This window comes from Blastococcus sp. SYSU D00868, assembly GCF_054050575.1.
Map to the genome: position 1 here is coordinate 13178 of NZ_JBJGZO010000035.1, position 24964 is coordinate 38141.

Annotated in this window: 24 protein-coding genes; 20 read left to right on the plus strand and 4 right to left on the minus strand. The window is 74.1% G+C overall.

Translation table 11 applies throughout. The features are described from left to right. Window positions 1–36: 36 nt before the first annotated feature. Both ACI79F_RS21285 and ACI79F_RS21290 read left to right on the plus strand, forming a co-directional pair. On the plus strand, window positions 37–1077 hold the full coding sequence (locus ACI79F_RS21285; RefSeq protein WP_456547418.1) for a LacI family DNA-binding transcriptional regulator: 1041 nt from the start codon (window positions 37–39) through the stop codon (window positions 1075–1077). A gap of 187 nt (window positions 1078–1264) precedes the next feature. Further along, entirely contained in the window at window positions 1265–2170 is a 906-nt protein-coding gene (locus ACI79F_RS21290) for a hypothetical protein (RefSeq protein ID WP_456547419.1), read from the plus strand. A 16-nt stretch (window positions 2171–2186) separates the two neighbouring features. Here the strand turns inward: ACI79F_RS21290 and ACI79F_RS21295 are convergent, their stop codons facing one another. Together ACI79F_RS21295 and ACI79F_RS21300 are read right to left on the minus strand one after the other, a co-directional pair. Continuing rightward, window positions 2187–2984, minus strand: a complete 798-nt coding sequence (locus tag ACI79F_RS21295) for an enoyl-CoA hydratase/isomerase family protein (RefSeq protein WP_456547420.1) — start codon at window positions 2982–2984, stop codon at window positions 2187–2189. Window positions 2985–3076: 92 nt separating this feature from the next. After that, window positions 3077–3472: an ArsR/SmtB family transcription factor gene (locus tag ACI79F_RS21300; RefSeq protein WP_456547421.1), complete on the minus strand. Its 396-nt coding sequence runs from the start codon at window positions 3470–3472 to the stop codon at window positions 3077–3079. A 677-nt stretch (window positions 3473–4149) separates the two neighbouring features. On the opposite strand from ACI79F_RS21300, the gene ACI79F_RS21305 reads away from it, so the two are divergent. From ACI79F_RS21305 to ACI79F_RS21390, 18 genes are all read left to right on the plus strand, one after another. Next, window positions 4150–5280, plus strand: coding sequence for an acyl-CoA dehydrogenase family protein (locus tag ACI79F_RS21305; RefSeq protein ID WP_456547422.1), 1131 nt, complete (start codon window positions 4150–4152; stop codon window positions 5278–5280). A 23-nt stretch (window positions 5281–5303) separates the two neighbouring features. After that, on the plus strand, window positions 5304–6551 hold the full coding sequence (locus ACI79F_RS21310; protein WP_456547423.1) for an acyl-CoA dehydrogenase family protein: 1248 nt from the start codon (window positions 5304–5306) through the stop codon (window positions 6549–6551). A 55-nt stretch (window positions 6552–6606) separates the two neighbouring features. After that, the gene (locus ACI79F_RS21315) at window positions 6607–8106 is read left to right on the plus strand and encodes a class I adenylate-forming enzyme family protein (RefSeq protein WP_456547424.1); all 1500 of its coding nucleotides are present in this window, start codon (window positions 6607–6609) and stop codon (window positions 8104–8106) included. A 336-nt stretch (window positions 8107–8442) separates the two neighbouring features. After that, a complete protein-coding gene (locus tag ACI79F_RS21320; protein ID WP_456578941.1) occupies window positions 8443–9669 on the plus strand; it encodes a CaiB/BaiF CoA transferase family protein in 1227 nt (408 codons plus the stop codon). Beyond that, a complete protein-coding gene (locus ACI79F_RS21325; protein WP_456547426.1) occupies window positions 9666–10529 on the plus strand; it encodes an NAD(P)-dependent oxidoreductase in 864 nt (287 codons plus the stop codon). Before ACI79F_RS21320 ends, ACI79F_RS21325 begins: the two co-directional genes overlap by 4 nt. 78 nt (window positions 10530–10607) lie before the next feature. Further along, window positions 10608–11735, plus strand: a complete 1128-nt coding sequence (locus tag ACI79F_RS21330; RefSeq protein WP_456547427.1) for an amidohydrolase family protein — start codon at window positions 10608–10610, stop codon at window positions 11733–11735. Window positions 11736–11767: 32 nt separating this feature from the next. Further along, window positions 11768–12610, plus strand: a complete 843-nt coding sequence (locus ACI79F_RS21335) for an NAD(P)-dependent oxidoreductase (RefSeq protein WP_456547428.1) — start codon at window positions 11768–11770, stop codon at window positions 12608–12610. A gap of 61 nt (window positions 12611–12671) precedes the next feature. Beyond that, the gene (locus tag ACI79F_RS21340) at window positions 12672–14135 is read left to right on the plus strand and encodes an aldehyde dehydrogenase family protein (protein ID WP_456547429.1); all 1464 of its coding nucleotides are present in this window, start codon (window positions 12672–12674) and stop codon (window positions 14133–14135) included. A gap of 33 nt (window positions 14136–14168) precedes the next feature. After that, on the plus strand, window positions 14169–15029 hold the full coding sequence (locus ACI79F_RS21345; protein ID WP_456547430.1) for a mycofactocin-coupled SDR family oxidoreductase: 861 nt from the start codon (window positions 14169–14171) through the stop codon (window positions 15027–15029). Between the two features lie 34 nt (window positions 15030–15063). After that, on the plus strand, window positions 15064–15258 hold the full coding sequence (locus tag ACI79F_RS21350; RefSeq protein WP_456547431.1) for a ferredoxin: 195 nt from the start codon (window positions 15064–15066) through the stop codon (window positions 15256–15258). Window positions 15259–15283: 25 nt separating this feature from the next. Beyond that, window positions 15284–16672 carry a cytochrome P450 gene (locus tag ACI79F_RS21355; RefSeq protein WP_456547432.1) on the plus strand — a complete coding sequence of 463 codons (1389 nt, stop codon included), beginning with the start codon at window positions 15284–15286 and terminating at the stop codon, window positions 16670–16672. Window positions 16673–16891: 219 nt separating this feature from the next. Then, the gene (fdxA, locus tag ACI79F_RS21360; protein WP_456547433.1) at window positions 16892–17221 is read left to right on the plus strand and encodes a ferredoxin; all 330 of its coding nucleotides are present in this window, start codon (window positions 16892–16894) and stop codon (window positions 17219–17221) included. 108 nt (window positions 17222–17329) lie between these two features. Next, window positions 17330–18985 (plus strand): thiolase C-terminal domain-containing protein, encoded by a 1656-nt coding sequence (locus ACI79F_RS21365; RefSeq protein ID WP_456547434.1) that lies wholly within the window; start codon window positions 17330–17332, stop codon window positions 18983–18985. A 140-nt stretch (window positions 18986–19125) separates the two neighbouring features. Then, on the plus strand, window positions 19126–20577 hold the full coding sequence (locus ACI79F_RS21370) for an NAD-dependent succinate-semialdehyde dehydrogenase (protein ID WP_456547435.1): 1452 nt from the start codon (window positions 19126–19128) through the stop codon (window positions 20575–20577). Window positions 20578–20703: 126 nt separating this feature from the next. Continuing rightward, window positions 20704–21012 (plus strand): hypothetical protein, encoded by a 309-nt coding sequence (locus ACI79F_RS21375; protein ID WP_456547436.1) that lies wholly within the window; start codon window positions 20704–20706, stop codon window positions 21010–21012. Between the two features lie 261 nt (window positions 21013–21273). Next, the gene (locus ACI79F_RS21380) at window positions 21274–21801 is read left to right on the plus strand and encodes a DoxX family protein (protein ID WP_456547631.1); all 528 of its coding nucleotides are present in this window, start codon (window positions 21274–21276) and stop codon (window positions 21799–21801) included. A gap of 25 nt (window positions 21802–21826) precedes the next feature. Next, the gene (locus tag ACI79F_RS21385; RefSeq protein ID WP_456547630.1) at window positions 21827–23032 is read left to right on the plus strand and encodes an NAD(P)/FAD-dependent oxidoreductase; all 1206 of its coding nucleotides are present in this window, start codon (window positions 21827–21829) and stop codon (window positions 23030–23032) included. 46 nt (window positions 23033–23078) lie between these two features. After that, window positions 23079–23891 (plus strand): mycofactocin-coupled SDR family oxidoreductase, encoded by an 813-nt coding sequence (locus ACI79F_RS21390; RefSeq protein ID WP_456547629.1) that lies wholly within the window; start codon window positions 23079–23081, stop codon window positions 23889–23891. Window positions 23892–23951: 60 nt separating this feature from the next. On the opposite strand, the gene ACI79F_RS21395 is transcribed toward ACI79F_RS21390, so the two are convergent. Then, window positions 23952–24395 carry a MaoC/PaaZ C-terminal domain-containing protein gene (locus tag ACI79F_RS21395; RefSeq protein ID WP_456547628.1) on the minus strand — a complete coding sequence of 148 codons (444 nt, stop codon included), beginning with the start codon at window positions 24393–24395 and terminating at the stop codon, window positions 23952–23954. Between the two features lie 16 nt (window positions 24396–24411). After that, window positions 24412–24939, minus strand: coding sequence for an FAS1-like dehydratase domain-containing protein (locus ACI79F_RS21400; protein WP_456547627.1), 528 nt, complete (start codon window positions 24937–24939; stop codon window positions 24412–24414). Window positions 24940–24964 lie beyond the last annotated feature (25 nt).

Sequence of the window (24964 nt, forward strand, 5' to 3'; positions counted from 1 at the left end):
CGCGCGCCGCGCGGCCCCCGTCTGCCGGGAGTGGTCGTGGGCGTCGAGTCGGAGGGCGTGGCGGTGCTGCCGCCGGAGCCGCGGCGCCCCGGCGCGACCAGCGTGGACGTCGCCCGGCTGGCCGGGGTCTCCCGGTCGACCGTCAGCCACATCCTCAACGGGCAGGTCGCCCGCTTCTCCGAGGAGACCGTGACGCGGGTCCGCGACGCGGCGGAGGCGCTCGGGTACGTCCCGTCGGCGGCCGGCCGGTCGCTGGTCCTGGGGCGCAGCGACCTCGTCGTCCTCGTCGTCCCGCACACCACGCTGACCAACGTCCAGGACATCATCGAGGCGATCGCCGCCGACCTCGACGACTTCGGCTGCAGCACGGTCGTGCACTTCGACCGGGGCGGCGGCGCGGTCGCGGAGCTGGCCCGCCTCCAGCACGTCGTCGAGACGCTCCGCCCGGCCGGCCTGGTCGACCTGGGCAGCCTGACGGCGGAGGGGCACGCCGCGCTGGCGCGCCAGGGGTGCCGGGTGCTCTCCGGGCGGCCCGAGAACGCCGGCGGGGTGGACGACGGCAACATGGCGATCGCCCGGGCGCAGGCCGAGCACCTCATCGAGCGGGGCTACACCGCGCTGGCCTACGCCTTCCTCGTCGACCACCGCGACGACCCGTTCGGCCGCCTGCGGTGCTCCGTCCTCGCCGACGTCTGCGCCGAGGCCGGGCTGGCCCCGCCGACCACCATCTCCGTGCCGCTGCAGTCCGCCGGGGCGCAGACCGCGGTGTGCGAGCTGCTGCGGACCCGGGGGCGGCCGGTCGGCGTCGCCTGCTCCAACGACGAGGTGGCCCTCGCGGTGTCGTTCGCCGCGGTGGCGCTGCGGGCCGCCGTGCCGGGGGACGTCGGCGTGGTGGGCGTGGGCGGGGGCAGCGTGGGGCAGCTCGTGCAGCCGCGGTTGAGCACCGTCGGGTTCGACGTCCGCACCACCGTCAGCGCGATCCGCCAGGCCATCGCGCACGCGTTCGGCCGGGGCAAGGCGCCGACCTCGAGCATGCCGCCGGGCACCTTCTCGATCATCCAGGGCGAGACGACCTGAGGCTCCGCGCGCGGCCTGCCAGGCCGTTCGCGGTACCCCTACCGAGCCCCATCCGGTATCAGTGGCAGAAAGTGCCACCGGAGCGTTGACACGTGTCACCGACCTCCGTACGGTCATCGCGGCCGGGTGATCCGGCCCACATCCCCGGGGCTCCCGGAGGTGTGCGTGCTGGCGAGGAGGCTGGCCGATGGCGGGTGCTGAGGACTACGACGTGGTGGTCGTCGGATTCGGCGTGGCGGGTGCCGCCGCGGCCCTGGAGGCCGCCCGATCCGGGGCCCGCGTCCTCGTGCTGGACCGCCGCGGCGTCGTCGTCCGGCCGTCCGCGCTGACCGCGGGTCCGCGCCGCGCCCGCGCCCGAGCCGGCGCCCCCGTCCGGGTCCGCCGCCGGTTCCGGTCCCGCCCGCGCACCGCCGTCCCGCCGCTGTCCACCCTGCGCGCCGAGGCGCTCGCGGCCGGGGTGGAGGTCCGCCGCCAGGCGGCGGTGCACGAGCTGCTCGTCGAGGGCGGGCGCGTCAGCGGCGTCGGCTTCGCGGCGATGGACCCGCTCACCCCCTCCGGCGCCCGGTACTGGTGGCTGGACCGGCTGAGCGGGTGGACGCCGCGGCTGTCCGGCGGCCTCACCCGCACCCTGCGGCGCGCGGCCGAGGCGCTGTGGCACGACGCGTCGGAGGTCGGCACCGTGTCGGCGTCGTCGGTCGTGCTGGGCACCGACCGGGCGCACTGGGACTTCGTCGGGCCCGCCGTCTGGGCGACCGCCGAGGCCCGCAGGGCGGCGCCACGCCGGCGCCGGCTCGCCCTGGTCGCGGACGAGGCACCGGTCCCGACCCCCGAGCTCGAGGTGCGCGCCTGGTGCGCCCGCGAGGCCGGGGCGTGCGCCGACGCGCTCGCCGAGCTGCGCGTGGACCGGGCGACCGGTCAGATGAGCGCCGGGGACGGCGCGGTGCCGGGCCTGTACGCGGCGGTGCCCGATCAGCAGGCCCTGGGCGACGCCGCCGCCGACGACACCGGCGTCCTGGTCGCGGCCGGCCGCCGGGCCGGGCGGGCGGCCGCGGTCGTGCGCCCGCGGCGCGGGCACCTGCGCTCGGTCGGCTGACCGCCTCCCGATGGGTTCAGCGACCGAGGAAGCGCGGCGCCCGGTTCTGCCGGAACGCCGCGATGCCCTCGTGCAGGTCCTCCGTGGTCATGGTGACCGGCTGCGCCATCGCCTCCCACTGCAGGGAGGCCTCCAGCCCGGCGGCCGACTGCTCGAGCCCGGTCTTGGTCAGCCGCGCGGCGATCGGGGCCGCCTCGGCGAGCCGGCCGGCGACGGCGAGCGTGTGCGCGAGGACGTCGTCGGCGACCTCGGTGACCAGCCCCCACTCGAGGGCCTCCGCGGCCGGGACCTCGCGGCCGGTGAACAGCATCTCGCGGGCCCGGGAGACCCCGATGGCCTCGGGCAGCAGCCAGGTGGCGCCCATGCCGCCGTGCGTGCCGCGGAAGATGAACGGCGTGCTGAACCGGGCGCCGGTCGCGGAGAAGCGGAGGTCGCAGGCCAAGGCCAGGCAGACGCCGGCGCCCACGGTGGCCCCGTTGACGGCGGCCAGCACCGGGAACGGCAGCTGCCGGGGGCGCAGCCAGCTGCGGTAGAACGGCAGCATCCGGTCGCGCAGCCGGTCGATCGTGATGTCCTCCTCGGACCCCTGGTCCAGCCAGGAGAGGTCCGCGCCGGAGCAGAAGGAGCTGCCCGCGCCGGTGACGACGACGACGCGGGTGCCGCGGTCGGCGGCGACCTCGTCGAGGGCGCGGTCCCAGGCCACCGTCATCTCGGCGGTCATGGCGTTGCGCACGCCGGGGCGGTTGAGCGTCAGCAGGCGCACGCCCGTCGCCGGTTCGCTCACCAGCACTGCGTCGCCGGAGTCGGCCGCCATCCGTCGTTCCCCTTCCTCAGCCGGAGCGGGGGAACCCTACGTCAGCCGGTGTGCCGGCTCCCCCGGGCGGCCACCCGTCCGGGGGAGGCGGACTACCAGGTCAGCAGCGCCGCGGAGCGGGGGGTGTCGTCGCCGACCGCGGCCTTGAGCGCCGGGCGCTCGGACCGAGGGGAGGCGGTCTCCTCGCCGGTGCTGCTCACCAGGCGCGGGCTGGGGGCGAGCGTCCACATCTCGTCCATCAGCGCGCGGAGGACCTCGCGCCGCAGCGAGTAGAAGTAGTTGCGACCCCGCTTGCGCACCTCGATCAGACCCGCCTGGGTGAGGATCTTGGTGTGGTAGGAGATGGTCGGCTTGGAGACGGGCAGCGTGTCCTCGAGGACGCTGCAGGCCAGTTCCTCCTGCTGCGCCATCTGCTGCACGATGTTCCACCGGATGGGGTCTCCGAGTGCCTTGAAGACCTCCGTCGCGGCGACGGGCTCACGGGTCATGACGGCGTCCCCTCCGGATTCCGTTCACGTTCAAGCGTTAGACGAACGTCAATCTAACCGTTCCGGGCCCCTCGTGCCCACCTGCGTGCGCGGTGAACCGTCCCACATCTCGCGATCGCCCCGACGGGTGAGGTGTAGCAGGTCCCGCCCCGCCTCGCCGGCCGCGACGTCGGCGCAGGTCGGGCGCCGGACGGCGCGGCCCGGGCCCGGATGGGCGAACCGTGGACGGGCGGGGCCGACCCCCCTGCCGGGCGTCGACGGCGCCGCGCGGTCGGAGGGTGCGGTCCCGACCCGTCGACGGGGCCTCTCCGGCCGGCCGGGGGACCGGTCCGCCGGGGGGCCGGGCGCGGCTCCGCGACGCGGGACCCGGGCCACGGTCCGGGGCGGCGTCCGCGGCGCGGTCTCCCGCCACCCGGGGACCTCCCCCCGTCGGGACCTCCCCCCGTCGCCGGCCGCACCGGGCTCGTGGCCGGGCCGCCCGGGGGCTCGGACGGGCAGCGGGAGCAGCCAAGTTCGATGGATTGACAAGTCTCAGGAACCCGTGGTGTGCTCGCCGGGTCCGCGCCCGGGCGCGCGGCACGGTGCCCCCGCGCCCGTCGCCGCACCGGCCGGCCGGCCCCCCGCGGAAGCGGTTGCGCCCACAAGCCCCACGACGACGTGGAACACGAGGAGACGCGGTGGAGCTCGAGCTCACAGCCGACCAGAAGCTCTTCCAGACCTCGGCCAGGTCGCTGCTCGAGAAGGACCACTCCCTGGACCGGCTGCGCCGGCTGGAGGTCGGCGAGCCGGCCTGGGACCGCGACTCCTGGCAGCGCGGCACGGAGCTGGGCTGGGCGGCGACGATCGTCCCGGAGGAGCTCGGCGGCGGCAGCGTGTCCGGCGAGGGCGTCCGGGACCTGGTGCTGCTGGCCGAGGAGCTGGGCAGCGTGGTCGCGCCCGGCCCGTTCCTCCCGGTGAACGTCGTGCTCGCCGGCCTGGTCGCCGCGCACGGCGCCGGCCCCGACCACGGCGGGACGATCGAGGCCCTGGTGTCCGGCGAGCAGGTCGCGTCGTGGGCGGTCTACGAGCCCGGCGGCCAGTGGGCGCCCGAGTCCGCCCGCGTCGCGGCGACGCCCACGGGCGAGGGCTGGCGCCTCGACGGGACCAAGGACCGGGTCGAGGGGGGCCGGGAGGCCGACCTGCTGCTGGTCACCGCGACCACGCCCGAGGGCCTGGCCCAGTTCCTGGTGCCCACCTCGGCCGAGGGCGTGACCGTGTCGCCGCAGTGGGCGCTGGACCTCTCCCGCCCGCTGGCCGAGGTCCGGCTCGACGGCGTCGTGGTCGGCGCGGACGCCGTGGTCGGCACGCCGGCGACCACCGCCGAGGTGCTCGAGCGCCAGCTGCAGATCGCCCTGCTCATCCAGTGCGCCGAGCTGTGCGGCGGGCTGGACCGGATGTTCGCCGTGACGATGCAGTGGGGCTTCGACCGCTACTCCTTCGGCCGCCCGCTGGCCTCCTACCAGACGCTCAAGCACCGCTACGCCGACATGCGCACGTGGCTGGAGGCCTGCCACGCCACCACCCAGGCCGCGGCGGAGGCGGTGCAGGCGGGGTCGCCGCAGTCGGCGGAGCTGGTGAGCGTCGCCAAGTCCTTCGTCGCCGAGCGGGCCCAGTGGATCCTGCAGGACTGCGTGCAGCTGCACGGCGGGCTGGGCGTCACCTGGGAGCACGACCTGCACCTGTACCTGCGCCGCGCGACCTCGGACCGGGCCCTCTACGGCACCCCCGAGGACCACCGCCGCCGGCTCGCCGACCTCTCCTCCCTCTGACCGCGCGCGAAGGGCTGACCCCGATGACGACCGCCGAGACGGAGAGCGTGGAGTCCTTCCGCGCCCGTGCCCGCGCCTGGCTCGCCGACAGCATGCCGCGGCTGGACCCCGACGCGCCCCTGCCGGCCCTGGGCGACGACGACGAGGAGTGGCTGCGCGCCCGGGAGCTGCAGAAGATGCTCTACGTCGGCGGGTTCGCCGGGATCTGCTTCCCGCGGGAGTACGGCGGCCTGGGCCTGAGCCCGGCCCACCAGAGGGCCTTCACCGAGGAGACCGCCGGCTACGAGATGCCGGTGCAGCTGAACATCCCGACGTTCAGCATCGTCTGCGCCACGCTGCTGGACATGGGCACCGAGGAGCAGAAGACCGAGCGGATCAGCGCGGCCATCCGCGGCGACGAGGTCTTCTGCCAGTTCCTCTCCGAGCCCAGCGGCGGGTCCGACCTCGCGGGCCTGCTCACCCGGGGGGAGCTGGACGGGGACACCTGGATCCTCAACGGCCAGAAGACCTGGAGCACCTCGGCGTACGCGGCCGACTGGGGCCTGGGCCTGGCGCGCACCAACTGGGACGTGCCCAAGCACCGCGGGCTGACCATGTTCCTCATCCCGACCAAGGCGCCGGGCCTGCAGATGAACCGGGTCAAGATGGTCAACGGCTCCCGGGAGTTCTGCGAGGAGTTCCTCACCGACGTCGCGCTGCCGGCGGCCAACGTCGTCGGCGAGGTCAACAACGGCTGGGCCGTCGCCTCCCGCCAGCTGTTCCACGAGCGCAACGCGGTCGGCGGCGGGTCGCCCTATGTCAGCGGCCTGGCCGGCCGGCCGCGGGCGCTCGGCGGGCAGTCGCCCTTCACAGTCGCCCGGGCGACCGGCCGGACGGCGGAACCCGGGGTGCGGGAGAAGGTCGGCGAGTGGCTGGCCAACGAGACGGTGCAGAACCAGATGGTGGGCCGGGTCAGCCGCGCCATCGGCACGGGCGCCCTGCCGGCCCCCGGGGCCGCGCTGCTGCGCCTGTTCCACGCCGAGACCTCCCAGCGCTCCACGGACCTGGCGATGGAGATCGCCGGCGCGCAGATCGCCGCGGGCGTCGGCACCGAGGAGGGCGTCACCGGGCGGGTGGGCGTCGCCTACCTCAGCCGGCAGGGGGCGAGCCTCGGCGGCGGCAGCACCGAGATGGGCCGCAACCAGGTGAGCGAGCGGCTGCTCGGCATGCCCCGCGAGTACGCCGCCGACCGCGACGTCCCGTTCAACCAGGTCAAGCGCGGGCGGTCGTGAGCCGTCCCGCGCCCCGGCCCACCCCGCACACCACGACCAGCACCCGGAGTCCCCGATGAACCTCGCGATGATCCTCGACATGGTCGCCGACGGCATGCCCGACCGTGTGCTGATCGGCAACCGGGAGGACGGCCTGACCGGGACGACGCTGCGCACCAAGGCCGCCGCGGGCGCGGCGCACGTGGCCTCCCTCGGCGCCGACCGGCTGGTCTACCTCGGCCCGAACGGCGCCGGCTTCCCGGTCGCGCTGTTCGCCGCCACCCTCGCGGGGGTGCCGTTCCTGCCGCTGAACTACCGGCTCGGCGAGGAGCAGCTCACCGAGATCATGGGCCGGCAGGAGAACCCGCTCGTCGTGACCGACACCCCCGAGCGGGTGCCGGGCGCGCGGACGATCGGCATCGAGGAGTTCGCCGCGCTGCCGGCCGTCGACGCCACCCCGCTGCAGGCCTACGAGATCGACTCCGAGTCCGTCGCCGTCCTGCTGATGACCAGCGGCACCACCGCGGCCCCCAAGAGCGCGGTGCTGCGGCACAGCAACCTGACCGCCTACCTGTTCGGCTCGGTGGAGTTCGCCTCGGTCGACGAGACCGACGCGACGCTGGTCAGCGTGCCGCCGTACCACATCGCCGCGGTCGCGAACTGCCTGTCGAACCTCTACGCCGGCCGGCGGGTGGTCTACCTCGACGTGTTCACCCCGCGCGACTGGCTCGACGTCGTCGAGCAGCAGGGCATCACCCACGCCATGGTCGTGCCCACCATGCTGGCCCGGATCGTGGCCGAGCTGGAGAGCCGCGGCGAGCAGGGGCCGAAGTCGCTGCGGTCGGTCTCCTACGGCGGGGCCAAGATCGCCGCCGAGGTCATCGAGAAGGCGCTCGGGCTGTTCCCCGAGACCGGCTTCGTCAACGCCTACGGGCTGACCGAGACCGCGTCCTCGATCGCCGTCCTCGGTCCCGACGACCACCGCGAGGCCGTCGCGTCCGACGACCCCGCCGTCCGCGCCCGGCTGGGCTCGGTGGGCCGGGCGCTGCCGTCGGTGGAGATCGAGGTCCACGACGACGAGGGCACCGTGTGCGCGCCCGGCGTGGTCGGCGACATCGTCGTCCGCGGGCCGCAGGTGGCGGGGGAGTACCTCGAGCAGGGCAGCAAGGTCCGGTCCGACGGCTGGTTCCCCACCCGCGACCGCGGCTACGTCGACGACGGCGGCTTCATCTTCGTCCGCGGCCGCTCCGACGACACGATCATCCGCGGCGGGGAGAACGTCGCCCCGGCCGAGATCGAGGACGTGCTGGGCCGGCACCCCGCCGTCCTGGAGGCCATCGTCGCCGGGGTCCCGGACGTCGAGTGGGGCCAGGTCATCGGCGCCTTCGTGCTGCTGCGCCCCGGGGCGGAGGCGACCGAGGACGAGCTGCGCTCGTGGGTACGCGAGCGGCTGCGCGGCTCCAAGACCCCGGACCGGGTGGTGTTCGTCGACGAGTTCCCCACCACGCCCACCGGCAAGGTGGTCCGCCGCGAGCTCGTGGCCCTCGTGACCGAGGCCAGCGCCCAGCCCGCCTGAGCGACCCCGACCCCGCGGCCGGCCCGCCCGGTGCCACCCCGGTGGCCCCGGCGGACCGGCCGCTGCGGTGCGTGGGCCGGTCGCGTCCGCGCAGGTCAGCCGCGTGCCCGGCGGCCGGTCACCGGTCGCGGGCGCGGTGTGAGCCACGACGCATCAGGGCCTTGAGTTCGACACTTCGATGGATATACTCCCTTTCGACTCAGGCGTGAGGGAGGTCTCCATGACCTGCTCGTCCGTCCGCGGGCCCGACGGGCCCGCCCGGGCGCCCGGATCGCCTGACCACCCGGCGGGATCCTGCCGGATGGGTCCCCTGTCGAGAAGCTGAGGTTGCATCGCGTGTTGAGACCCATGGAAGGCGTGCGCGTCCTCGAGGTCGCCCAGTTCACCTTCGTGCCCTCCGCCGGCGCCGTGCTGGCGGACTGGGGCGCCGACGTCATCAAGATCGAGCACGCGGAGAAGGGCGACGCCCAGCGCGGCCTGGTCAAGGCGCTCGGGCACGACGTGACGGGCAAGAACAGCTTCGCCCCGATCATGGACGGCCCCAACCGCGGCAAGCGCAGCCTCGGCCTGTCCCTGGAGAAGCCCGAGGCCCGCGAGGTCCTCGAGCAGCTGATCAGGAGCAGCGACGTCTTCCTGACCAACTTCCTGCCCGAGGCGCGGCGGAAGCTGCGGATCGACGTGGACGACGTCCGCGCGATCAACCCGGACATCGTCTTCGCGGTGGGCTCGGCCTTCGGCTACGCCGGCCCGGAGGCGGAGAGCGGCGGCTACGACGGCACCGCGTTCTGGTGCCGCGCCGGCGGCGCCGACACCGCCACCCCGCTCAACTACGACGGGCTGATCCAGCAGCCCGGTGGCGCCTACGGCGACAACATCGGCGGCATGACGATCGCCGGCGGCATCTCGGCGGCGCTGTTCCACCGCGAGCGCACCGGCGAGACCTCGACCGTCGACATCTCGCTGCTGGGCGTGGGCGCGTGGGCCGGCCAGATGAACATCGGCCTGGCGCTCATGGCCGGCGCTCCGCTGCCCAAGTTCGACCCCAAGGCGGGCAACATCTCCAACCCGCTCACCGGGACCTACGAGACCAAGGACGGCCGCTACTTCTCCCTGGTCATGCTGCAGCCGGGCCGGTACTGGCCGGACTTCGTGGCCAAGGTCGGTCACCCGGAGCTCGCCACCGACGAGCGCTTCGACTCGGCCGAGAAGCTCATGCAGAACTCCAAGGTCGCGGCCGAGATCGTCGCCGAGATCATCAGGTCGAAGACGAAGGACGAGTGGCTGCCCGCCTTCCAGCAGTTGGAGGGGCAGTGGGCGGTCGTCCAGAACACCTACGAGGTCGGCAACGACCCGCAGCTGCTGGCGACCGGCAACATCGCCGACGTCGTCGACGCCGAGGGCAACAAGCGCAAGCTCATCACCAACCCGGTGCACTTCAACCGGCAGGCGCCGACGTTGACCCGCGGCCCGCTGTTCGCCGAGCACACCGACGAGATCCTCGCCGAGCTCGGGCTGTCGGACGAGCAGGCCATCCAGCTCAAGATCGCGGGCGCGGTCACGTGACGGAGGCGACCGAGGCCCCGGCTGCGGCCCCGCCGACGACCGAGCGGGTCGGCTTCATCGGCCTGGGCAGCCAGGGCGGGCCGATGGCCCGGCGGATCGTCGAGGACGGCGTCGCCACCGTCCTGTGGGCCCGCCGCCAGGAGACCCTCGACGCCTACGCCGACACCGCCGCCGAGTACGCCTCGTCGCCGGCGGACCTGGCGTCGCGGGTCGACATCGCCTGCGTCTGCGTGCTGGACGACGAGGGCGTGGACGAGGTCGTCTCCGGGCCCGAGGGCCTGCTCTCGACGATGGCGCCGGGCGGGGTGGTCGTCGTCCACAGCACCGTGCACCCGGAGACCGTCCAGCGGGTCGCCGAGCAGGCCGCGGCCAAGGGGATCGCCGTCCTCGACGCGCCGGTCAGCGGCGGCGGCCCCGGCGCCGAGGCGCGCCGTCTGCTGGTCATGGTCGGCGGCGACGCCGAGACGCTCGAACGGGTGCGGCCGGTCTTCGCGACCTACGCGAGCCCGATCGTCCACCTCGGGCCGGTGGGTGCCGGTCAGCGGGCGAAGCTGATCAACAACCTGATGCTGACCGCCAACCTGGGGGTCCTGGAGAGCGCGTACGCGCTGGCCCGGTCGCTGCGGGTGGACCCCGAGCAGCTCAGCACCGTGCTCAGCCACGGCAGCGGGAACAGCTTCGCGGTCAACGTCCTGCGCGGCCCGGACTTCGTCCTCGGCCCGATGGGGGCGATGGCCGGCCCGCTGCTGCAGAAGGACGCCCGGCTCGTCATCGACCTGGCCCAGGCGGAGGGTGCCGAGCCCGGCACCGTCCTCGTGGCCGCGGACGCCGCCCTGGCCTCCATGGGCTGCCCCCGGTGACCTGCGCTCGCGCACTGGGGACACCGTCCGGGTCCGCCCGGCCGGCGTCCCCGTCCCGCCGGACCGCGGAGGACTGACATGCTCCCCGACGACGTGAGGGTCGTCTCCGTCGACGACCACGTCGTCGAGCACCCGCGGGTGTGGCTGGACCGGCTGCCGCTGCGCTACCGCGAGGCCGCGCCGCAGGTCGAGCGGGACGCCGGCGGCCGGGACACCTGGCTGTTCGAGGGCGAGCCGGTGTCGGACCTCAGCCTGAGCGTGGCGGCGGGCAAGGACCCGCACGACATCGGCATGGACCCGGTCGGCTACGGCGAGATGCGGCCGGGCTGCCACGACGTCGCCGAGCGGATCCGGGACATGGACGCCGACGGGGTGTGGGCGCAGATGTGCTTCCCGACCTTCGCCGGCGCCGCGGGCAGCCGGTTCTCCGGGGCACGCGACCCGGAGCTGGCGATCGCGTGCGTGCGGGCCTACAACGACTTCGTCCTCGACGAGTGGTGCGACTACGCGCCCGACCGGCAGATCCCGCTGGTCGTGGTGCCGTTCTGGGACGTCCCGGCCGCGGTGGCCGAGGTGGAGCGGACCGCCGCCCTCGGGGCCCGGTCGGTCAGCCTGCCCGAGGCGCCGCACCGGCTGGGGCTGCCGTCCTACCACTCCGACCACTGGGACCGGCTGCTGCGCGCCTGCGAGGAGACCGGCCTGCCGGTCTCGATGAACCTGGGCAGCTGCGGCGCCCCGCAGGGGGTGGCCCGCGACGCCGACGCCTTCGTCAGCATCGCCCTGTTCGGGGTCAGCTCGGTCATGGCCTGCGTCGAGCTGCTGATGTCCCCGGTCTTCCACCGGTTTCCCGGCTTGCGGGTGGTGCTGTCGGAGGCCGGGATCGGCTGGATCCCCTACGTCCTCGAGCGCACCGACTACTCGTGGGAGCGGCACCGGTTCTGGTGCGACGTCGACGCCGAGCGCCGGCCGTCGGAGCTGTTCCGGGACCACCTCTACGGCTGCTTCACCTCCGACCGGGCCGGCATCGAGCAGCGGTACGCGATCGGCGTCGAGCAGATCCTCTTCGCCAGCGACTACCCGCACGCGGACTCCACCTGGCCGCACACCCGCAAGGTGCTCGGCGAGCAGCTGGTCGACGTCCCCGACGACGAGGCGCGGCTGATCGCCGAGGGCAACGCCCGCCGCCTCCTGCGCTTCCCCGCATGACCACCCCGAGCACCGACCCCGAGGAGCGACGCGTGACGCTGGGATTCATCGGCGCCGGCCGCATCGGCCGGCCCATGATCGGGCGGCTCGTCGGCGCCGGTCACGACGTGCGCGTGCTGGACCGCTCCGAGGCCGCGCGGGAGGCGGTCGCCGCCCTGGGCGCGACCCCGGTGGACGACGTCGCCGCGGTCGCCCGCGGCGCCCAGGCCGTCCTGCTGTGCCCCTACAGCGACACGCAGGTCCGCGAGATCGCCCTCGACGGCGACCTGCTCGACCACATGGAGCCCGGGACCGTCCTGGTCGTCCACACCACCGGCAGCCCGCTGACCGCCACGGCCGTCGCCGAGCGCGCCCGGGCCCGGGACGTCGAGGTCGTGGACGCGCCGATCAGCGGCGGGCCGCACGACATCGCGGCCGGCGCCGTCACGCTCTACACCGGCGCGACGGAGGCCGGGCTCGAGCGTGCCCGCCCGGTGCTGTCGGCCTACGGCGACCCGATCGTGCACCTGGGCCCTCCCGGCGCCGGTCAGCAGGTGAAGCTGCTCAACAACGCCGTCTTCGCCGCCAACATCGGCATCGTCGCCGAGGCGGTCCGCCTCGCCGGCGAGCTGGGCCTGGACGAGGGCGCCGTGCTGCGCGGCATCACCAACGGCAGCGGCAACAGCAGGGCCCTCGGCGGCGCCGCGCACGCCGGCTCCGTCGCCACCTTCGGCCAGGCGGTCGGCGAGTTCGTCGGCAAGGACGTCGCCGTCGTCAAGCAGGTGGCAGCCCAGCTCGGCGTCGACCTCGGGGTGATGGAGGGGCCGCACCGGGTGCTGGCCGACCTCCTGCTGCCCGAGCACCGCGCGCTGCTGCTCGCCGAGGCGAGCGCCTGACCCGTCCGCCCCACCCGTCGCGGCACCGCCGCCGCGACGCCTCATCGAGGAGGAGACCGACATGCCCTACGCCGTGGACCGCATGCTCATCGACGGCGAGCTCGTGCCCGCCGGCACGGGCCGCACCTTCGACAACGTCAACCCGGCGACCGAGGAGGTCATCGGCGCCGTCCCCGACGCCGACGCCACCGATGTCGAGCGCGCCATCGGCGCCGCCCGCCGGGCGTTCGACACCACCGACTGGTCGACGAACGTCGAGCTGCGCCGCCGCTGCCTGACCCAGCTGCGCGACGCCCTGCGCGCCGAGGTCGAGACGCTGCGGGGGCAGGTCATCGCCGAGACCGGCTCCCCGGTGATGCTGACCGCCGGCATCCAGCTCGAGGCGCCGATCGGGTTCTTCGACCACTACATCGACATGCTCGAGACCTACGAGTTCGAGCGGCCCGTCCCGACCAAGGAGCTCATGGGCTCCCGGGTCGACCGGGTGATCCGGCGCGAGGCCGCCGGCGTGGTCGCGGCCATCACGCCGTGGAACTACCCCTTCTACCTCAACGTCTGCAAGATCGCGGGCGCGCTGGCCGCCGGCTGCACCGTGGTGCTCAAGCCGGCGCCGGACACCCCGTGGAGCGCGCTGGCGATCGGCGCGATCGCCGCCGAGCACACCGACATCCCCGCCGGCGTCCTCAACGTGGTCACCACCAGCGACAACTCGGTCGCCGAGATCCTGGCCACCCACCCGGACGTCGACCAGGTGACGCTCACCGGCTCGACCGCGACCGGCCGCAAGGTCATGGCCGCCGCCGCGGGCACGATCAAGCGGGTCACCCTGGAGCTCGGCGGCAAGTCCGCCGCGATCCTGCTCGAGGACGCCGACTTCCAGGCGATCATCCCGACGATGGCCGGCGGCGTCTGCGCCCACGCCGGCCAGGGCTGCGCGCAGCTCACCCGCCTGCTGGTCCCGCGCTCGCGGTACGAGGAGGCGATCGCCATCGCCGCCGCGGTGATGCCGCACGTGCCGTGGGGCGACCCGACCGACCCCGGCACCGTCATGGGCCCGGTGGTCAACGCCCGCCAGCGGGACAGCATCCTCCGCTACATCCAGTCGGCCCGGGACGAGGGCGGCCGCATCGCCTACGGCGGCGAGCCGCTGGACCGCGACAAGGGCTACTACGTCCCGCCGACCCTGATCGCCGACGTCGACCCCAAGTCGACGGTGGCGCAGGAGGAGATCTTCGGCCCGGTCCTCGTCGTGCTGCCCTACGACGACGAGGAGGACGCGATCCGGATCGCCGACAGCACGATCTTCGGGCTCTCCGGCGCGGTCTACAGCGCCGACCCCGCCCGCGCGCTGGCGGTGGCCCGCCGGCTGCGCACCGGGACCGTGGGCGTCAACGGCGCCCAGTGGTTCGACGTCCAGTCCCCCTTCGGCGGCTACAAGCAGAGCGGCCTCGGCCGCGAGTGGGGGAACGAGGGCCTCGAGGACTTCCTCGAGGTCAAGACCATCGCCTTCCCCGCGGCCGACTGACCGCGGGCTCGAGAAGAACAGGAGAGACACCCAGTGGGACGAGTTGAGGGCAAGGTCGCCTTCGTCACCGGTGCCGCCCGCGGCCAGGGCCGCAGCCACGCGCTGCGCCTGGCGGAGGAGGGCGCGGACATCATCGCGATCGACATCTGCAAGGACATCGCGACCAACGAGTACGCGCTCTCCTCGCCGGACGACCTCAAGGAGACCGTCCGGCTGGTCGAGGCCCAGGACCGGCGGATCGTCGCGATCGAGGCCGACGTGCGCGACCGCGCGCAGGTGACCGCCGCGATGGAGCAGGGCATCGCCGAGCTGGGCAAGCTCGACGTCGTCGTCGCCAACGCCGGCATCATGCCGCTGGGCGGCCAGCCGAAGCTGCAGGCCTGGACCGACGTCGTCGACACCAACTTCCTCGGGGTCGTCAACGCCGTCCACGCCGCGTTGCCGCTGCTGCCCGACGGCGCCTCGATCATCGCCACCGGCTCGGCCGCGGCCTTCATGACCGGCCAGGGCATCGCCCAGCCCGGCGTCGACCCGGGCGGCTCCGGCTACAGCTACGCCAAGCGGATGGTCGCCGAGTTCATCCACGAGATCGCCCGCCAGGTCGCTCCCCGGATGATCCGCGCCAACGCGGTCCACCCGACCAACTGCAACACGAACATGCTCAACAGCGACCCGATGTACCGCGCCTTCCGCCCGGACCTGGAGAAGCCGACCCGCGAGGACGCGGTCATCGCCTTCCCGGCCCAGAACGCGCTGCCCATCCCGTACGTCGAGCCGGTCGACATCAGCAACGCCGTGGTCTACCTGGCCTCGGAGGAGTCCCGGTACGTCACCGGCCTCCAGCTGAAGGTCGACGCCGGCTCGTACCTGAAGTTCCACGACTGGCACGCCTGAGCCCGCCGTGTCCGAGACGTTGAGGAGCACTCGAATGAAGGTCCGTGTCGACGGCGAGATCTGCCAGGGCCACACCCTGTGCGCGATGACCGCCCCCAACCTCTTCGCGCTGAGCGAGGAGGACGGCCACGCCTGGGCGATCGACGAGGACGTCCCCGCCGGCCAGGAGGAGCTCGCCCGCGAGGCGGCCCGCTCCTGCCCCGAGCAGGCCATCGTCATCACCGAGTGACGGCGGCAGCACGAGAGGGACGCAAATGAGCATCGACGAGACGACCGCCCCGCGGGTGGACGACGAGTCGCGCAAGGAGGGTCGGCGCATCCAGCTCGACCGGCACGGCCCGGGCTACCGGACCGAGTTCGTCGACTGGGCCAACCGGCTGCACGCCGGTCCGCGTATCGCGTGGAACGACACCCACGGCGGCTACTGGTTCGTCAACGGCAACCAGGAGCTGTTCGACGTGGCGCGCCGGTCGGACGTGCTGTCCAACGACCACGACATCCACAACCGGCGGCGGGGGTACCAGGGCATCAACGTGCCGCCCCCGCCGCGGGGCACCAGCGTCACCATCGGCGGGTTCCTCGAGATGGACCCGCCGCGGCAGCGGTACTACCGCAACGCGCTGAACCCCTACCTCTCGCCGGCGGCCGTGGCGCGGTGGCAGCCGGTGCTCGACGAGATCACCCGGGCCGCGATCGACGAGAAGATCGAGAGCGGCTCCATCGACTTCGTCGAGGACCTCGCCAACATCGTCCCGGCGGTGCTCACCATGGCCCTGCTGGGGCTGCCGCTGGCGGACTGGGTCGTCTACAACGAGCCGGCCCACGCCAGCGTCTACACGCCGCAGCACTCCCCGGACTACCCGCGGGTGCAGAAGCTGTCGCAGGAGATGGGCATGTCCCTCTTCGGCCGGCTGCAGGAGCTCAAGGCCGACCCCCGGCCCGGCCTGATCGACGCGATCATCAACGCCGACCTCGGTGGCGAGGGCCCCGAGGACGACATGGAGATCGTCGGCGTCGTCATGCTCCTGGTGGGCGGCGGGTTCGACACCACCACGGCGCTCACGGCGCACGCGCTGGAGTGGCTGGGGGAGCACCCCGACCAGCGCGAGCGGCTGCACCGGGAGTGGGAGACCCTCCGCGACAGCGCGACCGAGGAGTTCCTGCGCTTCTACACCCCGGCGCAGGGCGACGGCCGCACGGTCTCCGACGACGTGGAGATCGACGGCGTGCAGTTCCGCGAGGGCGACCGGCTGTGGCTGTCGTGGGCCATGGCCAACCGGGACGAGAAGGTGTTCCCGGACCCGCACGAGATCAAGCTGGACCGCACGGGCAACCGGCACGCCAGCTTCGGGCTCGGGGTCCACCGGTGCATCGGCTCGAACGTCGCCCGCGCGGGCTTCAAGACGATGACCAAGGCGGTCCTGGACCGGATGCCGGACTACGTGTGCGACCCCGCGGGGACCGTGCACTACGAGACCACCCAGGTCATCAACGGCATGCGGCACCTGCCCGCCACCTTCACCCCGGGCAGGCGCCTCGGTGCCGGGCTGGAGGAGACGATCGCGAAGCTGCAGAGGGTGGTCGACGAGCAGCGGCTCGCCGAGCCGATCACCGTCCGCAAGGAGCGCGCGCAGCTGAGCTGAGCGCGTCCCGGCGGCGGACCGGGTCCGGGGCGTCCCCCGGACCCGGCCGCCGCGCGTCGACGAGCAGCGGCTCGCCGAGCCGATCACGGTCCGCCGCGACCGGGCCCGGCTCACCACCTGACCGACCTCTCCGGTGCCGGGTCCGCGGGCGGCGCAGCCCGCGCACCCGGCACCGGCACGAGCACCCCTCCCGCACCCGACCAGCCGTTGGAGCACTCCATGACCTACGTGATCGCCGAGCCCTGCGTCGACGTCCTCGACCGTTCCTGCGTGGACGCCTGCCCGGTCGACTGCATCTACGAGGGAGGCCGGATGGCCTTCATCCAGCCCGAGGAGTGCGTGGACTGCGGCGCCTGCGTGCAGGTGTGCCCGGTCGAGGCCATCTACTACGAGGACGACCTGCCGGAGGAGTGGGCCGGCTACACGGCCGTCAACGCCTCGTTCTTCGCCGGCGTGGGCTCGCCGGGCGGGACGCCGAACCTGCCCAAGGGCACCATCCCCGACCCGCCCGAGGTCACCGCCCTGCCGCCGCGGCCGGCCGAGGACTGAGCTCTCCGCGGTGGGCGGCGGCCCACCGCACCCCGGGGCGCCGCTGCCGCGGCGTCCGACGAGAAGACGTGGACCCGACGTCGCGGACGCGAGGAAGAGAGGTTCCCCATGGCCCTGCTGCCGCTGGTGCTGCCCTGGAACGAGTTCTACTGGAAGTCGGGGGCCGACGGCCGGCTGCGGATCCAGGAGTGCTCCTCCTGCTCCGGGCTGATCCACCCGCCGAAGCCGGTCTGCCCCTCCTGCCGCAGCAGCGAGCCGGCCGTGCGCGAGGTGTCCGGCCGCGGCACCCTCTTCGGGTTCACCGTCAACCACCACTATCCCTACCCGGGCCTCACCGACCCCTACGTCGTCGCGCAGGTGGCGCTCGAGGAGGACCCGCGGGTCAAGCTGACCACGCGGGTCGTCGAGGCCGAGCCCGACTCCCTGCGGCTGGGCATGGCGATGGAGGTCGTGTTCGAGCAGGCCGAGGACGTCTGGCTGCCGCTGTTCCGCCCCGCCGCCGAGCAGCCGGCGCAGCCCGCGCCGCTGCCGGAGGACGAGTTCACCCCCGAGCGGGTCCGCTCGCTGGTGCGCCCGCGGCTGGGCACGCGCAAGTTCGAGGACGACGCCGTCATCTCCGGCATCGGCGCGTCGAGGATCGCCCGCCGGCAGATGGTCGACCCGCTGGCGCTGACCATCGAGGCGGCCCGGCAGGCCGTCGCGGACGCCGGCCTGACGATGGACGACATCGACGGGCTGTCCACCTACCCCGGCGGCGGCGTGGAGAGCGGCTTCAGCGAGGGCGGCGTGACCGCCCTCGAGGCGGCGCTGCGCCTCCGGCCGACCTGGTACAACGGCGGCGGCGAGACCTTCGGCCCCGGCGGCTCGGTCATCGCCGCGATCCAGGCGGTCTCCTCCGGGCTGGTCCGGCACGTGCTGTGCTTCCGGACCCTGTGGCAGTCCAGCCAGGAGACGCTGGTCCGCCAGGGCTACCTGCGTCCCGGCGGCGGCCGGTTCGGCGGCGACATGGGCTGGGGCATGCCGTTCGGCGCGACGTCCGCCGCCCACCAGCTCGCCCAGACCGCCCAGCGCTACATGCACAGGTACGGCGCCACCCGGGAGACGCTCGGCTGGATCGCGCTCAACCAGCGCGCGAACGCCGCGCTCAACCCGGCCGCCGTCTACCGCGACCCGCTGACCATGGACGACTACCTGGGTGCGCGGCTGACCACCACGCCGTTCGGCCTCTACGACAACGACGTGCCGATCGACGGCTCGATCGCCGTCGTCGTGTCGGCGGTCGACGCGGTCGGCGACCTGGCCAAGCCGCCGGTGCGGGTCGAGGCCGTCGGCACGCAGATCATCGAGCGGCTGGAGTGGGACCAGAGCACGTCCACCCACGAGCCGCAGACCTTCGGCCCCGCCGCGCACATGTGGAGCCGGACCGACCTGCGCCCCGACGACGTCGACGTCGCGATGCTCTACGACGGGTTCACCATCAACTGCCTGTCGTGGCTGGAGGCCCTCGGCTTCTGCGGGATCGGCGAGGGCAAGGACTTCCTCGACGGCGGCAAGAACATCGCCCGGGACGGGATCCTCCCGGTGAACACCCACGGCGGCCAGCTCTCGCACGGCCGCACCCACGGCATGGGCCTGGTGCACGAGGCGATCGTGCAGCTGCGCGGGGAGGGCGGCGAGCGCCAGGTGGACGGCGCCCGCGTCGCCGTCGTCACCAGCGGCGGGCTCACCCCGAGCGGCGTGCTGCTCCTGCGCAGCGACTCCTGACGCGGCCCCGGCCGCCGGCCTGCTCCCCGCGGACCGGCGGCCGGAGGGCCCGGCCGGTGCCTGGCAGCCTCTCGACCCGGACCGGGACCGCACGTATGCTCAGCGATGTTGTGATGCCTTTGAAAACATGGATGGGTGGCATGACGAACGACGGGGACACGCTCTTCATCGACGGCAAGTGGCTCCCGGCGGACGACGGCCGCACCTTCGACGTCACCGACCCGAGCGACGGCCGGGTCATCGGCCGCGCCGCCGACGCCGGCGCCGCGGAGACCGACCGCGCCGTCGCGGCCGCCGAGGCCGCCTTCGCCTCCTGGAGCCGGACCACCGCCTACCAGCGCGCCGAGGTCCTCTGGACCGCGCATCGGCTGATGACCGAGCGTGCCGAGGAGCTCGCCCGGCTCATGACCGCCGAGCAGGGCAAGCCGCTCAAGGCCGCGCGCAACGAGGTGCGCTACGCCGCGGACTTCCTCAGCTGGTTCGCCGAGGAGGCCAAGCGGGCCTACGGCAGCACCATCCCCTCGTCCCGGCCGGAGCAGCGGCTGACGGTGCTGCGCCAGCCCGTGGGCGTGGTCGCGGCCATCACGCCGTGGAACTACCCGATCTCGATGATCACCCGCAAGGTCGCCCCGGCCATCGCCGCCGGCTGCACCACGGTGCTCAAGCCCGCGGAGCAGACGCCGCTGTGCGCCGTCGCCGTCTTCGAGCTCCTGGCCGAGGCCGGGGTGCCCGCCGGCGTGGTGAACCTGGTGACCACCAGCCGGCCCGCGGCGGTGGGGGACCGGCTGCTGGACTCCCCGGTGGTGCGCAAGCTGACCTTCACCGGCTCCACCGAGGTCGGCAAGGCGCTCGCCGCCCGCGCCGCGGCCACGATGAAGCGCGTCTCCATGGAGCTCGGCGGGCACGCCCCGATGATCGTGTTCGACGACGCCGACCCGGTGCACGCCGCGAAGGGCGCCGCGCTGGTCAAGTTCCTCAACACCGGCCAGGCCTGCATCAGCCCCAACCGGATCTACGTGCAGCGCGGCATCTTCGACACGTTCGCGCAGGCGCTGGTCGACCGGGTGGCCAAGCTCAAGGTCGGCGCCGGCACGGTCGAGGGCGTCGGCATCGGCCCGCTGGTCGACGAGGCGGCGGTGGACAAGGTCGAGCGGCAGGTCGACGACGCGGTCGCCAAGGGCGCCCGCCTGCTCTCCGGGGGCGGCCGGCTCGCCGAGGGCGACCTCGCCGGCGGCCGGTTCTTCGCCCCCACCGTGGTCGCCGACGTCGACGAGTCGATGGTGATCTACCGCGAGGAGACCTTCGGGCCGGTCGCGGCGCTGATCCCGTTCGACGACGAGGACGAGGCCGTGCAGCGGGCCAACGACACCGAGTACGGGCTGGCCTCGTACGTCTACACGAACGACCTGGGCCGCGCGACGCGGGTGTCGGAGGCGCTGCGGTTCGGCATCGTCGGCGTCAACGACATCAACCCGACGGCCGCCGCCGCCCCCTTCGGCGGGGTCGGGTCCAGCGGCCTGGGCCGGGAGGGCGGGGCCCAGGGCATCGACGAGTACCTCGACGTGAAGCTCGTGGGGCTCGTCGTCCCCTGACGGGCACCCCGGCCACCGGGTCGTGGTGGCGGGGGACACACTGACCGACGTCGCGGACGTCGCCCGGCGGCGCCGACCCGCGTCCGCCGCCGGGGTTGTCGTACACACCGAACGAGGAGTGGGTGGATGAAGCTGAAGGTCGGACAGACGCTGACCAGTGCGGTCGACTCGACGTCGCTGGTCGTCGTCCGGGCGCCCGAGGACGACGTGACGATCACCTGCGGCGGCGTGCCGCTGACCGCGCCGGGCGAGACCCCCGCGGCCGGCGCCACCGCCGAGGGGGAGACCGGCAACGGCGTGCTCATGGGGAAGCGCTACGCGGACGAGGGCCTGGGCCTGGAGCTGCTCTGCGTGAAGCCCGGTGACTACGCCGTCGCCGTGAACGGGACCCCGCTGGCGCAGAAGAGCGCCCAGCCGCTGCCCGCCTCGGACTGACCCCGGTGGGCCGGTCCCGGCGACGGGGCCGGTCCCGCCGGGACCGTGGGGGGGGGGGGGCCCCCCCCCCCCCCCCCCCCCCCCCCCCCCCCCCCCCCCGCCCCCCCCCCCCCCCCCCCCCCCCCCCCCCCCCCCCCCCCCCCCCCCCCCCCCCCCCCCCCCCCCCCCCCCGACGGCGCGCCCGCACGCCGGCCGCGCACGCTCCGACCACACGGTCGCGCCGCCCCCGGGCGGCAGCGGCCCCTCTGAAGGGAGAGTCCGGTGGCCCGTACGGCACGGACAGAGACCCCGGGCACGGGAGTGGCCCGGTTCCTGCTGCGCACCGCGATCGGCGGCACGATGATCGCCCACGGTGTGAAGCACGGCCGCACGCTCAAGGGCACCGCGGGCTGGTTCGGCTCCATCGGCTTCAAGCAGCCGATGCTCCAGGCGCGCACGAGCGCGGTCGTGGAGGTCGGCTCCGGCGCGGCGCTGATCGCCGGGGCGGCGACCCCGCTGGCGGCCTCCGCCGTCGTCGGCACGCTCGCCGTCGCCGCGCGCTCGGTGCACATCCCCAACGGCTTCTTCATCAACGCCGAGGGCTGGGAGTACGTCGCCAACCTCTCGGTCGCCTCCGTCGCGCTGGCCGCACTCGGCCCCGGCGGCTGGAGCGTCGACCGCGCGCTGGGCACCGACCGGTTCTCCGGCCCGCGCGCCGCCCTGTTCGTCGCCGGCCTGGGCCTCGGCGGCGCCGCCGCCCAGCTGGCCACCTTCTGGCGCAAGCCGGCCCCCGCGCCGGTCGCGGCCTGACCCCCGGAGGGACACCGTGTCGCAGATGCCCGAGCACGTGGTCGTCGTCGGTGCGGGCCTGGGCGGTCTGCGCACCGTCGAGCAGCTGCGCTCCCGGGGCTTCGCCGGGCGCGTCACGCTGATCGGCGCGGAGGTGCACCCGCCCTACGACCGGCCGCCGCTGTCCAAGCAGATCCTCAACGGCACGTGGGAGCCGGCCAAGGCCACGTTCCGGGACGTCGACGCCCTCGCCGAGCTCGACGCCACCACCGTGTTCGGCACGCGCGCCGTCGGCCTGAGCGGCACGACCGTCGAGCTCGCGGACGGCACCTCGGTCACCGGTGACGTCGTCGTCCTGGCGACCGGGGTGACCGCGCGGACCCTGCCCGGCCAGCCGGCCGGCGTGGCCACGCTGCGCACCCTGGACGACGCCCTGGCCCTGCGGACGGCGTTCGACTCGCTGTCCTCGCTGCTGGTCGTCGGCGCGGGCTTCATCGGGGCCGAGGTCGCGTGCGCCGCGCACGCCAAGGGCGTGCAGGTCACGGTGCTGGAGGCGCTGCCCGTGCCGGTCGAGCGGGCGCTCGGCCGGCAGGTGGGCGCGCTCGCGGCGCGGCTGTTCACCGAGGCGGGCATCGACCTGCGCTGCGACACCCGGATCACCCGGTTCGTCGACGAGCACACCGTCGAGCTGTCCGACGGCTCGACCGTGACCGCCGATCTCGTCCTCGTCGGCATCGGCTCGCTGCCCGACGTGGCCTGGCTCGACGCCGCCGGGCTCGACACCAGCGACGGCCTGGCCTGCGACGCCCGCGGCCGGGTGCTCGGCACCAGTGGCGTCTGGGCGCTGGGTGACCTGGCTGCCTGGTGGGACGAGTCGCGCGGGCGCTTCCACCGCAACGAGCACTGGACCACCACGGTCGACCAGTCCTCGGTCGTGGCCTGCGACATCCTCGGCGCCGACGCGCCCGCGGCCACCGTGCCCTACGTCTGGTCCGACCAGTTCGGCATGAAGATCCAGACCTTCGGCCGCACCGACCTCGCCGACGAGGTCGCCCAGTTGCACGGCACCGGCATGGACGGCGGCCCGGTGAAGGGCACCGTCGTCGGCTACTTCGCCGGCGGCGTGCTCGTCGGCGTCGTCGGCTTCGGGGCGCCGGCCAAGCTGGTCCGCTACCGGGGCATGATCGCCGAGGGGGCGGCCCGCGACGCGGTGCTCGCCCAGTCCGACGCGGCGGCCGCGGTCGGCGGCTGACGCCGGACCCGCCGTCCCCTCCGACCCCCCACGACAGGAGAACTGCATGACCACGAACAGGCTGGCCGGCAAGGTCGCCCTCATCACCGGTGCCGCCCGCGGCCAGGGCCGCGCCGAGGCGGTGCGGCTGGCGTCCGAGGGCGCCGACATCATCGCCCTGGACAACTGCGTCACCGCCGAGTCGACCGACTACGCCGGGCCGACCGAGGAGGACCTGGCCGAGACCGTCCGGCTGGTCGAGGCCCAGGACCGGCGGATCCTCGCCCGCAAGGTCGACATCCGCGACTTCGAGGGCCTGCAGGCGATCGTCAAGGACGGCGTGGCCGAGTTCGGCCACCTCGACGTCGTCGTCGCCAACGCCGGCATCTGCTCGGGCAACTGGTCGTGGGAGATCCCGCTCGAGCAGTGGCAGGAGACGATCGACGTCAACCTGACCGGCACCTTCTACACGCTGAAGGCCACCGTCCCCACGCTCATCGAGCAGGGCACCGGCGGGTCGATCATCATCACCAGCTCGGTGGCCGGCCTGCGCGGGCACCCGTTCCTGGCCCACTACGCGGCCAGCAAGCACGGCGTCGTCGGCCTGGCCAAGTCGGCGGCCGTCGAGCTGGGGCAGTACGACATCCGGGTCAACACGATCCACCCGCACGGCGTGGCGACCGGCATGCAGCCGGCCCGGATGGGCGAGCTGATCATGGAGAACGCCGCGACCCTGGGGCCGATCTTCATGCAGACGCTGCCGGACCCGATCTCGCAGCCGGAGGACATCGCGGCCGTCGTCGCGTTCCTGGCGTCCGACGACGCGCACCACGTCACCGGCGTCCAGCTGCCGGTGGACCTGGGCACGCTGCTGCGGTAGCCGCGGCGCACGGAACGGCCCCGGCGCACGGTGTGTGCCGGGGCCGTTCCGTGCGCGGGGTCAGACCCCCGGGGCCAGCCGCACCCGGGCGGTGCCCGGCGCGGTCCGCGTGCCGGTCTGGTTCTCGCTCCACAGGTCCAGCTCGAGCACGGTGCCGCCGTCCTCGGCGGGGCTGCGGCCGGTGATCGTGCCGGTGATGGTGATCGTGTCGCCCTTGAGCGCGGGGGACTTGAACCGGCACTCCAGGTGCTCGAGCCGGCCGCGGTCGCCGAGCCACTGCTCGATGGCGCAGTGCATCCACGCCCAGATCAGGTTGCCCATGCCGAAGGCGCCGGGCATGCCGGCCGCGCGGCCGGCCTCGTCGTCCATGTGGATGTCGACGAACTCGTCGTTCACCGCGGCGTAGCGGTTCCACGCGTGCAGCCCGGCGGGCCGGACGAACGGCGGGACGGTCGCGCCCACCTCGAACTCCCCGGCGGGGGCCTGGGTGCTGACGTCGGTCATCGGATCTCCCCGGGGCTCAGTAGCGGATGAGCGACATGGTCGCGGTCTTGACCTTCTCGCCGGCCTGGTTGGTCCAGGTGGTGGCCGAGTCGGTGACCAGCATCGGCCCGAGCCGGCTCTCCTTCTCCTGGTACCGCGCGATCACCGTCTCGGAGCGGATGACGTCGCCGGGCCGGATCCGGACCCCGGTGTAGTCGACGAACAGGCCGCCGTTCAGCGCCCGGAACAGGTCCGGCGGCTGCACGCCGAGGTGGTGCTCCATGGCGCCCACGGCCGTGTACCTGCGGTCGACCTCGATCTCCCGGCCGGTCGGCTCGCGGCGTGCGACGGCCCAGGCGAAGACGCTGATGTCCAGCGGCGCGACCAGCCGGCCCTGCGCCTCGGCGTCCGGGTCCAGGTAGTGCGCGGGCGCGGGCTCGGGGTGGTGGACGGCGATCGCCCAGCGCCGGATGTCCGACGCGGTCACCGGATAGGACTCCATCACGCCGAACGGCTGCCCGACGAGCGCCGCCATGTCCGGCCGGACCAGTCCCAGTTCGCTCACGCGCCACTCCTCCCGCTCGACCCCG